We start from the raw sequence: 13,896 nt of genomic DNA on the forward strand, positions 1-13,896 counted from the left end.
TTTTTCATTGTGCAGTTTGTCTTTGAAATCCGATATGATACTATAAGCTTAATGTGCCATAAACGTATAAAAGAGAGGGATACATACATGACCAACAAACTATACTACAATTCTACATACCTTACTGATTGGGAGACCTGTATTACTGAAACCATAGAACGAGAAGATGGACGCTATGTTATTTTGGAGGAGACCGCTTTTTATCCGCATGGCGGTGGGCAACCTTGTGATTTAGGGACTATTGGGGATATTCCGGTACTTGATGTAATCAGTGAGGAAGATCTTGTCTTGCATATGCTGGAACGTCTGCCTAATGATTTATCCGTCACTTGTCAGATCGATTGGAAGAGAAGATTTGATCATATGCAGCAGCATAGTGGACAACACTTGCTCTCAGCCATCTGTCTCAATTTGTACCAGTTTATGACTCTAAGCTTTCATTTGGGTGAGGATTATTGCACCATTGATATAGAAGCTTCAGAACTGTCGCCTAAACAACTTCATTCCATAGAGTGGGAGGTTAATCGGCAGATTTACCAGAACCATAGTATCCTGAGCTATTTTGTAACAGGGGAAGAGGCTTCACAGCTTAAATTGGTCAAACAACCTAAAGTGACGGAAAACATCCGGATTGTAGAAATTAAAGATGTTGAATATAACGCTTGCGGTGGTACGCATGTATCTTCAACAGGTGAGATTGGTATAATAAAGCTTCTGAAAGCGGAGAAACAAAAAGGCAATACGCGGATCTATTTTAAATGTGGATACCGTGCTTTGGAGGAGTTTAATAGCAGTCTGCAAATTGTTGGAACACTATCTTCCAAATTCAATACGGGAAAAGATGAAATTATCGATCGCATTGAAAAATGGGAGAATGAACAAAAGCAGCTGCAAGCTGAAATTACCCTACTTAAAGAGAAGAATGATGATTATGTCGTACAGGAGCTTTTAGCACAACAAGAAGGAAAGCTGATCTCAAAAGTGTTCGAGGATAAATCGCTGAAAGATTTACAAAGTTTAGCTAACAAGCTTACCGCGAAATGTGATGTTCCGGTTTTATTGGCTAGTTCTGCTGAAAATAAGGTTGTATTTGCACAGAATGGCAGCGCGGAGATCTCCTGTGGAGCTTTTTTCAAAGAGCATCTTAGTACTTACAATGGAAAAGGCGGAGGCAGTGATAAACTAGCGCAAGCAGGATTCCAGACATGGGGAGATGCCTTGGCGTTTTATGAGTTTGCTAGAAGTTAAGATTACTTTATAAAAGACAGAAGACCTGACTGCGGTAGTCTACCGTGGATCAGGCCTTTTTTATACGTAAAACGGAAACAAGAAACTTTTTCCAAATTCTGTCGTCTAATTACATATGACTATAGAGTCAAGGGAGACGAAAAGAAATGAACAAATGGAAGGTAACGCTAGGAATCTTGACTGTTTTGATTTTAAGTACGGGGTATGGATCGGTATCAGCCCAAGCAGAAAACCAAATTCAATTCAACTATAAAGAAATCGGAATCAGCAGTAAACAGGTGATCACGGAGAATACAACTTTTGTACCCCTGAAATCACTCGCAGATGCTATGGGGTATACATTATCTTGGGATCAACCGTCCAAAACGGCCAAACTGGTTCGTCCTGAGCGTGAGGTTAACTTCACGGCTGGTACTGTAAAGTCAAAAGTGAATGAGGCAGTGGTGACCTTAACAAAGTCCCCACGTATTATAAAAGGCTCGGTGTACGTTCCATTGGTCTCAGCGGTCAGTGTACTTGGAGGTAAGGCGGGGCTTAATAAAACGGATGGGGTTATCCAAATTATAGATGAAGCTAGATTGGTTTCTGCTTCTGTAGATGGAAGATCCTATTGGATATCTCAAAAAAACGGCGATTTGTATTACCGTGCAACGGAAACTGGGAAACCAGTAATTATTGGTCGACTACCTTTTAAGGAATCTGCGTACAACTACGCTTTTGAGATTGAAAAAATGGGCAATGGTACGGACTTACTCCAGTTAACGGACAATCATTATGCCATGTTCACCGATTTTAATAGCAGTTATCAAGTATTGGTCAAAGCGGGCACTATTCTCAAGCAAATGGACTATCATTACAATAACTCGGCTTATATCCATGCACCACAAGTGCCTTCCACTCAGGTGTATATGACCGATGGGAAGAACGTTCAATATATTACTAAGGATGGCGGTTTGGGCAAGTTATTTGAGATGGAAAAGTTAACAGGAGCAACCGGAGATTTCATAGTGGAGTATGCTGCGGAAGACGTTGTGCTCGTTCGTTTATTAGATACGACACACTTATATTTAGTTTATAGCAACACCGGTAAAATCATCAATCTCTATGAAAAACTAATTACTAGTGAGGATCGTAAGGAATGGGATAGAGTAAATGATGGCAGAGATCCATATGTATTGACCAGAATGTTAGTGTTGAAGAGTCGCAAAGGGAATGTAATGACATTCACCTATACTCCAATCCTTGAGGAAAAAGCAAAAACAGTGACATTTACACTTCAATCCAAATAATTTCAATCACTTTTATGTAATAAGCAAAAAGAGAGCGATGCTTAAAATCGCTCTTTTTTGCATTTTGGATTATTTCATCATCATCGTACTTCCACCTTTAATATGAACAGGTTGATCATTTACGGATACCCAAACATCAATAGCTGAGTTGTTACGAATGACCGTTTTGTCAGCACTCATCTTCAGTGAATATAGCGCATCAACATAATCATAAATCTCTATATTGGTAGCGTACCAAATATCCGAATGTCCACCTGCTTGTTGGCAAAAGGATTCGATAAGCTCCCAATTGTTCTGCTGTGCAAATTCATAACTATGACCCCAAACATAACAGAGTCTCAGCTTTTGGGATGGCCCTTCCGTTGTAAATCGCTCCCATACGTGATGCAGATCTTCTATATGATGACAAGTTGGATGCCACTCCATGAAATTCAAAGGCATATCAAACTGTTTGGTTGAATGGACAGTTCGGCTGTATTCAATCCCAACAGACTGTAGAGGAGCAATGATTTCCTGAGAGTATGTACCGTATGGATAGGACATGCCTCGTACCGGATAATCCACTAGTTTCTCCAGTCGCTTACGGTCTTCGAACAGCTCATCAATCACCATAGGTAAAGGTAGACGCTCTAGATGTGGATGGGTAACGGAATGGGCAGATACCTCATGGTTTCTGAGCGAATGTTTAACATCAGCAGATGATAAGAATCCCGGTGCGTTTATCATTGCGCTATTTAAATGGAAAGTACCTTTAATCCCATGTTGATCAAAAATCTCCGCCAAGCGAATATCGTGTTTCTGTCCGTCATCATAGCTCATGGTGAGCGCCTTGGGCAATCCGCCCGGGAATAAGTTAAATTGAAGTTTCATGAATGTACACTCCTGTTCGTTTGGTCATTTCGAAAATATCTCTTCCAATTATAAACATTAAACGTTATAATCGGTTTCCACGTCTAAACAATGAAAGTGTTTACAGAATGGAATACACTTATAAGGAGAGATGCTGCCTGCCTGACTTTCTCTATGTTGTAAAACTATTATATGTGAAAGACAGAAGAAACTCACTTTTATATTTTATCACTAACTTACTGAGTGCCCCAATCCTTTTTGCAGAATTATTCACAACGAAATATGTGGTTGACCTCATTCAGAACTTCAATCCTAACACCTACCAACATATCTTGTTATTAGTAAGTTTGCTTATGGTAATGTTATATCTCGCTGGCCTTAATAGTTCTCTTCGAGCCATTGCTATCACCAATTTAACATCCACCAGTATATATGAACTGGAACATAGAATTTTGGAAAAAACTTCCAAATTATCTACGACACTTATGGAGGCCCCCGCTACAAAAACTAAAAGAGAAAAAGCAAAACGACTTTCCTTGATTGATCTGTTAGACCAATGGACAGGTGTGACAGTTCACCTAATAACACTAGTTGTGTTAATGGTTGTCTTATCTGTTTATGGCTTCTATATTCTGGCTTTGATTATTTTAGGGGTGCAGATTCTACAGCTTTATTTTATGAAGCGAATGTCACAGAAAGTAGAATCCATTTCAGCGAATCAAACCTCCTCTGTGCGAATGATCAACTATTTAGTCGATTTGTTGATTAACAGAAATTCCATTCCGGAAGTAAGAATGTACAGAATGTCCTCCTATTTGTTTTCCTCAATGAAAGAGAGCTTTACGAATAACTTCAAACAAATGCACCGTAAGGTTATTTATTCTGAAACCCTCAACTTCTCCCAAAGTCTAATCATGATCTTATTAAATGGGACAACGATTGCCATTTTGGCGATCACGATTGGAAGTAGCGGACAGAGCGCTGGGCTTTTTGTGTTATTACTTCAGATATCCAGTCAATTATTCATTGTTATTCCTGCATTAACAAGAGTTTACGCGGACTTAGCGAAGAGTCGTTTACGGTACGAGGATTATACGTCTTATTTAGATTTGGAAGAGCAGGTGCTTAGAGATCAGGAGGTGAATTCCAACAGGAACACCGATCCGATGAAGGTCCAAGTTCATCAGCTGTTTTTTAGATATCCGACCAACGCTAAGAACACCCTGAGTAATATAAACATGACCATTCATCCAGGTGAACGAATTGCTTTTGTAGGTGAGAATGGTTCGGGTAAATCTACGCTTGTTAAGTTGATCTTAGGGTTGTATCCTGCAACAGCTGGAAACATCCAGTGGTTTAAAGGTGAGAATGAAGTCTTAGCGCATAACGTGACACAGGATACCAGAGTTGTTTTTCAGGATTTCATTAAGTTACAAAGACCAATTAGAGAAAACATTGCATTAGGTAATATGGCTACTATTCATGACGATTCAAGATTATTAGCCGCGATGAAAAAAGCAGAAGCCGATAATTATGGTGTTCGATTGGATACTTTAGTAGGTCCTCAGTTTGGAGGGATAGATTTGTCTGGGGGACAATGGCAAAGACTAGCGATTGCTCGAGCCTATCTCAATGACGGCGCTCTTATGATTTTTGATGAGCCGACTGCTGCCCTGGATCCTTATGCGGAACAACAGGCGTTCGATACCTTTATGAAATTAGGAGAGCAGCGGACCTCCATTATTGTGACTCACCGGCTGTATATGTCCAAATTCGTCGATAGAATTTTTCTGTTTGAGTATGGAGAAATCGTGGAAAGTGGAACGCATGAAGAATTAATGAGGGTTGATGGTAAATACAAAAAGATGTTTAATCGCCAGTCCTCTTTATATGTATAAGAAAGGAGAAATCCATGCTGAAGTCTGACATCACTAATCTTGTAATGATACTCGTGAGAATGTTTAGAAAAAGTCCGATGATCTCAACAATCACTATCATAGTCGCTATAATCAGTGGTTTATTAACTTTTTATTCTTACGCTGTCCAAGTGAATATCATTAACGGTGTGGCTCGCGGTGTTATGACGCTGCTCCCTATTCTATGGTTTGTTGTGATTCATGGCGTACAAGCTTGTTCATTAAGCATAACCAACATGATGAAGAATCGAATGAATGCGGAACTAACCCTCGCTTTTCAATCCGAACTGATAGATATTGCAAACCGGGTTGATTTTGAGGATTTTGATGATGAAGAGTTTGGAAATAAACTGCAAAGAGCTAAAAAGGTAGTTGGAGAAGATTTAGAGGGGATTACAGGTTTTTTGGTATCGAGTGTAGGAATTATCTCAGGACTAATAAGCATCATCTGGTTGTCGGCGACAAGTGGTTATTTCTTGGTCACATTCGTGGTAGCACTTATGATCGTGACTACCTTATCCATTCGATTATTTACGGAAATTAAAGTGAGAAGAACAGGAAGAGAACTCACCTTCGATGGAAGAATGGGAGACTATCTTGCTAACACTTTGGAAGACCCTAATGCGATTCGAGAAATGCGAATTTATGATTCCATCTCTTATTTTACAAATCTCTGGGCAATGCTTATGAAGAAGCAGCATAATAAAAGATTTAGCGCCAGAAAATTCGAGATCAAAACAGGGATGGTCGTGGCTATGGTCCAGACGAGTGCTATCTTTGTAGTTCTAGTATACCTGTTAAACAAAATGGGGGAGTCTAATACAGTTACAATTGGAACAATTTCGGTGTTATTTCTGGCGCTGTTATCGAGTGGTGGTAAAATTATGAGTTTGACCTGGCCGTTAAGCAAGCTTTACATCAGCAGTAGCAAATTATATGACTTAAATGAAGTACTTACATATAAGAACAGGGATTTTCGCAAAAATAACATAAATAATTCGACTGATTCTATGCTCCCAATTACCGTTTCAAATGTCTATTTTAAATACGCCAAATCGAACAAGAATGTCTTATCTAACATCAATATGACCATAAAGCCGGGTGAGAAAATAGCGATCGTCGGGGAAAATGGAGCAGGGAAATCTACGTTGATTAAAATGTTATTAGGTCAATATAGACCAAGCTCCGGAACGATTTGCTGGAAGGATCATTTAGAACCTCACGGTAAGGTGTCCGTTGTATTTCAGAATGCTGTGAAGTTTGAACTGACACTAAGAGAAAATATCCTATTGGGCGATGCGAATACACCTTCGGATGATGCTAAAATACTAAGGGTTCTAGAACAATGTGAGCTGATAGATTTGCTCCATGAATTAGGCGGATTAGATGTGAATTTGGGGCAAATAGTAGAAGGAAGCAGGCAGCTATCAGGGGGACAATGGCAAAAGCTGGCGATTGCGCGCGCGTTATACAATGATGCGGAGCTTATAGTATTCGATGAACCTACTTCTGCAATTGACCCGAATGCCGAGATGGAGATCTATACGAAATTATTAGAAATCTGCCAAGATAAAGCAGCTATTTTTATTTCACATCGCTTGGGTTGGGTGAAGAATGTTGATACGATCTATGTTATGTATCATGGAGAAATTGCTGAAGTAGGAGATCATCAAGACTTAGTACATCACAATAGCATTTATGCAAACATGTACGCTTTACAATCCTCTTGGTATAAGTAGCTTATTAGATGTGATTACGGTAGATATAAGATGGCATATTCTCCTTAACTATACTCATGAGGTTTACTAAAAAAATCCACAACAAATTTCTGAAATTGTATAGCCGCTTGTGATAAAAAGTGTTTTCTGCTCCAAGCGATGCCAAAAGTGCGCTGACAAAACGGATCGGTTATTTTCAATTGAACGATTTCTGTGTTTTTACTTCTCCTGCTTAAGGCTAAAGGGAGAGTAAAGGTGATACCCAGCCCCATCTCAACTAAGGTTTGAACGGCACTTACTTCTTCGAGCTCGAAAGCAATTAGCGGTTCAAATCCAGCTTGACGGCAAAATGCATCTGTAATTTCACGGAAATTAGATCTAGAAGACAAAGAAATGAAATTCTCACCAGCAGCTTCAATCAAAGAAATACTCTCTCGATTGGCAAAACGATGATTCTTCGGCACACTTAAACATAATTCCTCTTCTGCTAAGGTAAACCATTCGATGTCTGGTCCGGTGACAGGTGTCGAAGATATGCAAAAATCAATCACCGCACTCTCCAAATCGTTTCTCATTTCTAATGCTGAGCCAAGCTGACGCTGAATGATCCGAACGTGCGGGTGAAGGGTAAGAAACTCTTTTAGTAAAGTGGGCAATACATACGGTAGTGTTACTGCTATAGATATTACTACATGTTCAAGTCCAGCCATATCCGTGAGCTCATGCTGACCTTCATCCAGTTCCAGAAATGCTTGCTCCACACGACGAAGATATGTTTTTCCGAATTCGTTCAATTTTAAATTTCTGCCTTGGCGTTCGAATAAGGGAACACCTAAGGTTTTCTCTAAACGTTGGATGGAATTGCTAAGTGAGGGTTGAGATACATTTAATTCTTTGGCGGCATTAGTCATGTGCTCAAGACGAGCAACTACACGGAAATATTGAAGCTGAAGGAATTCCATAACATTGACCTCTCTTTATTCATAACTCTAATGTGATATATCCATCATATAATATGTATTTTACTTAATTAATTTTCGGTCCTATACTATTGTAACATATAAAAAGATTTAGGTAGGATGGAGAGAGTCTGCTGTGATTAGAGAGAAGATATGGACCCGGAATTTTATTGTTGTTTGTTTGAGTAGTTTTTTTATGTTTCTGACCTTTTACATTCTGGCGACTGCATTCCCGTTATACGTGAAGGAAAGCTTGCACGGGAATCAGCAACAAATGGGGTTAGCCATTACCATCTATGTCCTCGGAGGTGTATTGATCCGTCCTTTTTCAGGACAATGGGTTGATAAATTCGGTAAAAAGAAAATGGCGGTTATTGGGCTGGTCTTATTTCTACTCGCCTGTATAGGATACTTTGGAGCTAATGGAATTGTATTGTTTCTGGTGATTCGTTTCATTCACGGTATGAGTTATGCGGTTGCCTCGACAGCGACAAGTACAATAGCTTCCACGTTAATCCCTTTCTCACGCCAAGGAGAAGGTATCGGTTATTTCAGTATGTTTATGAGCATTGCGATGGTCATTGGACCAGCTTTGGGTCTTTTTCTATGGAAAGATGAGAACATTCATGTATTGCTGTTAGGTGTATGTGTGATTGCTGCGCTTTCGCTGTTATTCACATTAGGCGTTCGTATGCCCAAAGAAGAGAAGGATACGGTTAAAGAAGCCGTTAAGGAACCTGTGAAGATGCGAAAGGGTCTTCGCTGGAGTGACGTCATTGAACCCAAAGCACTGCCCATCTCGCTTGTCGGATTTACGCTTGCGTTCTCCTATAGTTCTTTATCTGGTTTTATCGCTTCTTTTACAAAAGAAATTAACCAATCACAGCTTACCGGTTATTTTTTTGTGGCCTTTGCGATTATGATTGTGCTGTTTCGACCGCTAATCGGTAAAGTATTCGATAAATATAATGAACATATTCTCATTTATCCCGGAATTCTGATCTTCGCTGTAGGTCTGCTTAGCTTAAGTCAAGCTAAATCCGGATTCATGTTGATGTTCTCAGGCATCATTATGGGGGTTGGGTATGGCGCACTTATGCCATGCTTTCAGACGCTTGCACTTAAATTAGCCGATAAAGAACGTAGAGGAAGCGCCAATGGAACCTTTTTCTTGTTATTTGATTTGGGGTATGGAGCGGGTTCCTATATTATGGGTGTAGTTGCTTCTTATACAGATTACCGTATGATGTACGAAGTTGCAGGGTTCGTGACGCTTATCTCAGTTGCTGTATACTATTTGCTTCATCATCTACCTCAATCTAAGCTTCGCGTTCAAAAATCTAAAGCTGACGTTGCATAAATGTATACGTTCAGCTGTATGATATAATTGTTGAAAAAAAGGCATGGGGAGAACAATATGACAACAATCATTGATAAAATCGCCTGGATTCATATCGAGAATGGACAAGTCTTATGTGCGCGTTCCAAAGGGAAAGATATGTATTATTTACCGGGAGGAAAAAGAGAAGCCGGAGAAACAGACGAAGAGACGCTCGTGCGCGAAATCGAGGAAGAGATTTCTGTTCAGATCAAGACAGAGACTGTTTCTTATTTTGGAACGTTTGAGGCAGAAGCTCATGGGAAAGCAGAGGGTGTTACAGTCAAAATGACTTGTTATATTGCGGATTATGAAGGGACATTAACGCCAGCGTCCGAAATCGAGGAATTATCTTGGTTAAGCTATAAGGATCGGGATCGCGTATCTGTTGTTACCCAAATTATTTTTGATCAATTGCATGAGAAGAATTTGCTCTCATAATCAACCATATACAGCATTTGAAGTCCGTTTTAAGCCAGCGAGTTGGCTTGGGACGGTCTTTTTATTTCTATGAGCCAAAGGTCATTGTTGGGCGATAGCAACGTTTCTTCTCATTAAGGACAGATGTCCTTTTTTAACCCCCCGAAATGCTATTTAATATGGAAGAGATCGAAGTTGAGGAGAGAGAGAAATGAGAGGAATTATATTTGCATTTTTAGCGGGGGCTTGTATTACGCTACAGGGCGTGTCGAATGCTCGAATTAGTCAAGATATCGGGACTTGGCAGGCAGCGACAATTACACAGTTAACAGGGTTCATCATGTCCTTCCTAATTCTTTTGTTCGTTAGAGATGGGAAAAGGGGAGGCTTTAAGCAAGTAAAACCCTTATATTTGATCGGTGGCGCTTTTGCGGCTGTCATTATTTTCAGTGAAGTAACGGCCATTCAGCAAATTGGTGTTACGTTTACGATATCCTCATTGTTGATTGCTCAGCTATGTCTGACGTTCTTAATTGATATTAAAGGCTGGTTTGGAATGGAAAAGAGAAAAATGAGACTGCCGCAGTTCATCGGCATCGGTTTGATGATCGCTGGCGTAGTGATACTGAAATTTTAATGGCCTTGCGTAAAGTCGATAAATGGAGGAGTAAGTTATGATTATTGGTTTGATATTAGCGCTTATCGCGGGATCACTAGTGAGTCTGCAAAATATATTTAATACAAAAGTTAATGAAAAGGTTGGATCTTGGGCCACGACAACTTTAGTGTTAGGGATGGGATTCCTAGCTTCATTTATCATGAGTCTTATCGTTGAAGGAAACCGTATATTTACTTTGAGAAATATGGAGCCTTGGTATTGGATCAGTGGTTTGATCGGGGTTGGGGTAGTAATATGCCTTGTGCAAGGAACTAAGCGATTGGGCCCTACGTATGCGATTTCAATCGTATTAATCTCTCAGCTTGGGTTCGCACTGCTCTGGGATTCACTAGGCTGGTTAGGTTTGGAGAAGGTTCCTTTTACTTGGAAGCAGTTGGTCGGAGTGATTGTTATTGTTGGAGGCATTCTCGTGTTTAAGCTAGGTGGTGAACGGGAGACGCAGAAGGCGGTTTAATTTATGCTCAGACTCATGTTTGTCAAAATAGAAGTGATGGCACTCACACGAGGATGGAAGAAAAGCAAATTATACTTTGGGAAAGTAATAGCTCAATTATAAATAAGGAGTAGATCATCCTATGTTCATACAATTGAACTCCCACACTATTGAAAAGTTAGAAAAAAGCCTTGGTGAACGACCAGGATATTTTAAATTATTCTTCGATACAGAGGGCTGTGGTTGTAATGGCGTGATCGTAATTCAGGTCATTAGTGAACCTCATGCTACAGATATTGAAGTTCAGAAAGAGCCTTTTACTTTTTTTGTTGACCGGCAACAGGAGTCTTTATTTGATGAACAGATGCGACTTGAAGCAGATGAGAATTACCCGTCATTCCGATTAAGTAGTGATTCGAGTCTGTTAGGAAGTAATATTCGTGTAAAAGATATTCGTTAGGCAGGTTGGAGCAGTTAAATGTAGAGTGTGTAGAATGGCTGATGAAGCGATTCTACATACTTTTTTTATTTTTTTCGAGCATTAATATTGTAGACTATGTCACGACGTGATATAGTCACGTTAAGACATATTTAAATGCGACGTATAAATAAAGGGAGCTGGGCATGTTGAACCCTGAGAAAGTATTGAAGAAATACGTACCCATGACTGAAACAGCATTCTATATTCTTTTATCCTTAGATGAACCACGTCATGGATATGGAATAGTGAAGCATGTGGAGAAAATCACGAAAGCACGTCTTTTGTTAGGTTCAGGTACAGTTTATGGCACGTTAACGAAGATGCAAAAAGATGGGATGATTACTGTTTTTGCTGATGAGGAGAGAAAAACAGTTTATGAAAGAACAGACATAGGGATGCTAATTCTTGCTACGGAGATTAATAGACTTAAAGAGCTACATGAGAATGCTACAAAATATGGAGGTGACATAGATGATTATCAAAATATTTAGACCCCTTTGGAGTTATGATGTTCAGAAAACTGAAGAATGGTTAGCTTCTATGGCCCAAAAAGGCTACGAACTTATCCGAATCAACCGTTTAAATAGATATTTTTACTTTCAGCAGGGCGAACCGAAAGCAGCAAACTATCGAATCGTATTCGATAAAGTTCCCAACCAATCCCTCTCTAAGGGTCTATTAAATTTCGGATGGACGAAGGTGTTACAGAGCGGCAAATGGGTTGTGACGATGAATCGGCTGCCTTTAGAACAGATTAGAGCTCTCCCTGATCGAGAGGGAATCGTAAAGCATAACAAGAAGATCATGTATATTTTTATGGGGATATTGATTTATTTAATGGTTGCATTACTCAATGTAATTTTAATAAGTACGATAGCATTGAGTGTTTCCAAGTCTGGTCATTTTAATGTCTTCAACGGACCTTTTGGTTTTATTCCCGCTACTGCATTAGGGCTTAGCATTATCTTATGCATTTTCACCGTATATTCGCTGATCACATTAAACAAGACGAACCAAAGATTAACAGGGGAATTCATACAAACAAACAAGCAAAATGGTCAGGGGACATCCCCTCTGAAAGACAGGCTAAGTAAGAATGAAGAGAAGCGTTTGAAAAGTTCAGGTCAACTTGTTTTGAAGTGGAAGATTGGATGGATGTATTCGCCGGATCGGCTTGAAGAGTGGCTAGAGGGAATGGAAGAAAAGGGATATAATCTGTACAGCGTTGGCAAAACAGGAACTGCCTTTTATTTTAAAAAAGGGAAGCCTCGTAAGATGTGTTATTGTGCGGACTTACAAAATACTGCTGATACCAATTACTTCAACATTCATACTGATTCTGGCTGGATATGTCTGTATCATTCGAGTTCATGGAGTCAGAAATGGGTTTTATGGGGCCAAGAATATGTACCAGGTAAAGCCAAACCGCAAATATACAGCGATAAGTTAAATCAGTTGAAACTAGCTAGACGTATAGCTTTAACGTATTCTGCTATGTTCTTACCCCTCACTATTTTATATATGTATATCATTGGTTTAAATGTAAGATTATCGACTTATTCTAACCTGGATCGATTGCAGATCATAAATATGATCTTGTACGCCATCTTAATTCTAATGTTTGGATCATATGTTAGTCGGACTTGGCTATATTACAACCGACTTCGTAAACATCATCAATAATATCGTGGAGGTGTATGATGCAACAGAACATTTATGACAACCCTGAGTTTTTCCAAATGTATAAGAACTTAAGGGAGTCAAGAATTACATACAATGACTTTATTGAACAACCTGCAATAAGAGGGTTACTTCCAGACCTACAGGATTTAAATGTTCTCGATCTGGGTTGTGGTTTTGGTGAAATGGCAAACTATATGATTGATAACAATGCTTCACAGGTAACAGGTGTAGATATATCAGAGAAGATGTTAGCTATGGCAAGGAAACGACCTGAGATCCGTTATATACAGGGCTCAATGGAAGAAATCGAATTTAATCGAAATGAATTTGATTTGGTTGTAAGTTCGTTAGCTTTTCATTATGTCGAGGATTATAAAACACTCATTAGTAGGATTTCAGAATGGATTAAACCCAATGGTTACTTGGTATTCTCAACAGAGCATCCTGTTGTTTTATCAAAAAAGATTCAAAGTGGGTGGGTTAAAGATTCCGATCAAAATATCCTACATTGGCCCATTGATAATTATGGAGAAGAAGGTCTCAGATCACAGTTTTGGGGAATCGATGGTGTCATAAAATATCATAGAAAACTTTCAACATTACTTAATACTTTGATCCAAAATGGACTGACTATTGAAGGAATTGTTGAACCTGAATCCAGCCTTGAGGGTCTTGAGAAGATGCCCAAATTAATAAATGAAAGAAGGAGACCTTCATTTTTAATAATTAAGGCTAGAAAAACAGTTATACGTGGACAGTAATTTTCAGTTATGAATGAACTTTACCAGCCGATGAAGGACGATTACTTTATACTTATGTATACAGCATCTGTAAGGAAAATAA

Annotated in this window: 14 protein-coding genes; 12 read left to right on the top strand and 2 right to left on the bottom strand. The window is 39.3% G+C overall.

What is annotated here, in order from left to right:
- The first annotated feature begins 87 nt into the window (after positions 1–87).
- Both MKY99_RS13920 and MKY99_RS13925 read left to right on the top strand, forming a co-directional pair.
- Entirely contained in the window at positions 88–1,248 is a 1,161-nt protein-coding gene (locus MKY99_RS13920; RefSeq protein WP_339271122.1) for a DHHA1 domain-containing protein, read from the top strand.
- Positions 1,249–1,394: 146 nt separating this feature from the next.
- Positions 1,395–2,537 (top strand): copper amine oxidase N-terminal domain-containing protein, encoded by a 1,143-nt coding sequence (locus MKY99_RS13925; RefSeq protein ID WP_339271124.1) that lies wholly within the window; start codon positions 1,395–1,397, stop codon positions 2,535–2,537.
- A 69-nt stretch (positions 2,538–2,606) separates the two neighbouring features.
- On the opposite strand, the gene MKY99_RS13930 is transcribed toward MKY99_RS13925, so the two are convergent.
- Complete coding sequence (locus MKY99_RS13930; RefSeq protein WP_339271126.1) at positions 2,607–3,407, bottom strand: polysaccharide deacetylase family protein; 801 nt, start codon at positions 3,405–3,407, stop codon at positions 2,607–2,609.
- Between the two features lie 515 nt (positions 3,408–3,922).
- Here MKY99_RS13930 and MKY99_RS13935 point away from each other — a divergent pair.
- Together MKY99_RS13935 and MKY99_RS13940 are read left to right on the top strand one after the other, a co-directional pair.
- Positions 3,923–5,284 carry an ABC transporter ATP-binding protein gene (locus tag MKY99_RS13935; protein ID WP_339271128.1) on the top strand — a complete coding sequence of 454 codons (1,362 nt, stop codon included), beginning with the start codon at positions 3,923–3,925 and terminating at the stop codon, positions 5,282–5,284.
- Between the two features lie 14 nt (positions 5,285–5,298).
- Positions 5,299–7,041, top strand: coding sequence for an ABC transporter ATP-binding protein (locus MKY99_RS13940; protein ID WP_339271130.1), 1,743 nt, complete (start codon positions 5,299–5,301; stop codon positions 7,039–7,041).
- Positions 7,042–7,085: 44 nt separating this feature from the next.
- Here the strand turns inward: MKY99_RS13940 and MKY99_RS13945 are convergent, their stop codons facing one another.
- Entirely contained in the window at positions 7,086–7,982 is an 897-nt protein-coding gene (locus MKY99_RS13945) for a LysR family transcriptional regulator (protein ID WP_339271132.1), read from the bottom strand.
- A 133-nt stretch (positions 7,983–8,115) separates the two neighbouring features.
- On the opposite strand from MKY99_RS13945, the gene MKY99_RS13950 reads away from it, so the two are divergent.
- The 8 genes from MKY99_RS13950 (at position 8,116) to MKY99_RS13985 (ending at position 13,814) form a co-directional block, all read left to right on the top strand.
- Positions 8,116–9,339, top strand: a complete 1,224-nt coding sequence (locus MKY99_RS13950) for an MFS transporter (RefSeq protein WP_339271134.1) — start codon at positions 8,116–8,118, stop codon at positions 9,337–9,339.
- A gap of 57 nt (positions 9,340–9,396) precedes the next feature.
- Positions 9,397–9,798, top strand: a complete 402-nt coding sequence (locus MKY99_RS13955; RefSeq protein WP_149644449.1) for an NUDIX domain-containing protein — start codon at positions 9,397–9,399, stop codon at positions 9,796–9,798.
- A 190-nt stretch (positions 9,799–9,988) separates the two neighbouring features.
- Positions 9,989–10,414, top strand: coding sequence for a DMT family transporter (locus MKY99_RS13960; protein WP_042187994.1), 426 nt, complete (start codon positions 9,989–9,991; stop codon positions 10,412–10,414).
- Positions 10,415–10,451: 37 nt separating this feature from the next.
- Entirely contained in the window at positions 10,452–10,910 is a 459-nt protein-coding gene (locus tag MKY99_RS13965; RefSeq protein WP_042187996.1) for a DMT family transporter, read from the top strand.
- A 121-nt stretch (positions 10,911–11,031) separates the two neighbouring features.
- Positions 11,032–11,349, top strand: a complete 318-nt coding sequence (locus tag MKY99_RS13970) for an iron-sulfur cluster biosynthesis family protein (RefSeq protein WP_339271137.1) — start codon at positions 11,032–11,034, stop codon at positions 11,347–11,349.
- A 167-nt stretch (positions 11,350–11,516) separates the two neighbouring features.
- On the top strand, positions 11,517–11,861 hold the full coding sequence (locus MKY99_RS13975) for a PadR family transcriptional regulator (protein WP_179086676.1): 345 nt from the start codon (positions 11,517–11,519) through the stop codon (positions 11,859–11,861).
- Positions 11,842–13,053: a DUF2812 domain-containing protein gene (locus tag MKY99_RS13980; protein ID WP_339271139.1), complete on the top strand. Its 1,212-nt coding sequence runs from the start codon at positions 11,842–11,844 to the stop codon at positions 13,051–13,053. Before MKY99_RS13975 ends, MKY99_RS13980 begins: the two co-directional genes overlap by 20 nt.
- 17 nt (positions 13,054–13,070) lie before the next feature.
- Positions 13,071–13,814 (top strand): class I SAM-dependent methyltransferase, encoded by a 744-nt coding sequence (locus MKY99_RS13985; RefSeq protein WP_339271637.1) that lies wholly within the window; start codon positions 13,071–13,073, stop codon positions 13,812–13,814.
- Positions 13,815–13,896 lie beyond the last annotated feature (82 nt).

This window comes from Paenibacillus sp. FSL R5-0470, assembly GCF_037975205.1.
In the GTDB taxonomy this organism is placed as follows: domain Bacteria; phylum Bacillota; class Bacilli; order Paenibacillales; family Paenibacillaceae; genus Paenibacillus_AQ.

Bases quoted from the DNA above. Each gene is read 5' to 3' on its own strand.
- MKY99_RS13920 (WP_339271122.1), top strand. From the start codon at position 88: ATGACCAACAAACTATACTACAATTCTACATACCTTACTGATTGGGAG.
- MKY99_RS13925 (WP_339271124.1), top strand. From the start codon at position 1,395: ATGAACAAATGGAAGGTAACGCTAGGAATCTTGACTGTTTTGATTTTA.
- MKY99_RS13930 (WP_339271126.1), bottom strand. From the start codon at position 3,407: ATGAAACTTCAATTTAACTTATTCCCGGGCGGATTGCCCAAGGCGCTC.
- MKY99_RS13940 (WP_339271130.1), top strand. From the start codon at position 5,299: ATGCTGAAGTCTGACATCACTAATCTTGTAATGATACTCGTGAGAATG.
- MKY99_RS13945 (WP_339271132.1), bottom strand. From the start codon at position 7,982: ATGGAATTCCTTCAGCTTCAATATTTCCGTGTAGTTGCTCGTCTTGAG.
- MKY99_RS13955 (WP_149644449.1), top strand. From the start codon at position 9,397: ATGACAACAATCATTGATAAAATCGCCTGGATTCATATCGAGAATGGA.
- MKY99_RS13960 (WP_042187994.1), top strand. From the start codon at position 9,989: ATGAGAGGAATTATATTTGCATTTTTAGCGGGGGCTTGTATTACGCTA.
- MKY99_RS13965 (WP_042187996.1), top strand. From the start codon at position 10,452: ATGATTATTGGTTTGATATTAGCGCTTATCGCGGGATCACTAGTGAGT.
- MKY99_RS13970 (WP_339271137.1), top strand. From the start codon at position 11,032: ATGTTCATACAATTGAACTCCCACACTATTGAAAAGTTAGAAAAAAGC.
- MKY99_RS13980 (WP_339271139.1), top strand. From the start codon at position 11,842: ATGATTATCAAAATATTTAGACCCCTTTGGAGTTATGATGTTCAGAAA.
- MKY99_RS13985 (WP_339271637.1), top strand. From the start codon at position 13,071: ATGCAACAGAACATTTATGACAACCCTGAGTTTTTCCAAATGTATAAG.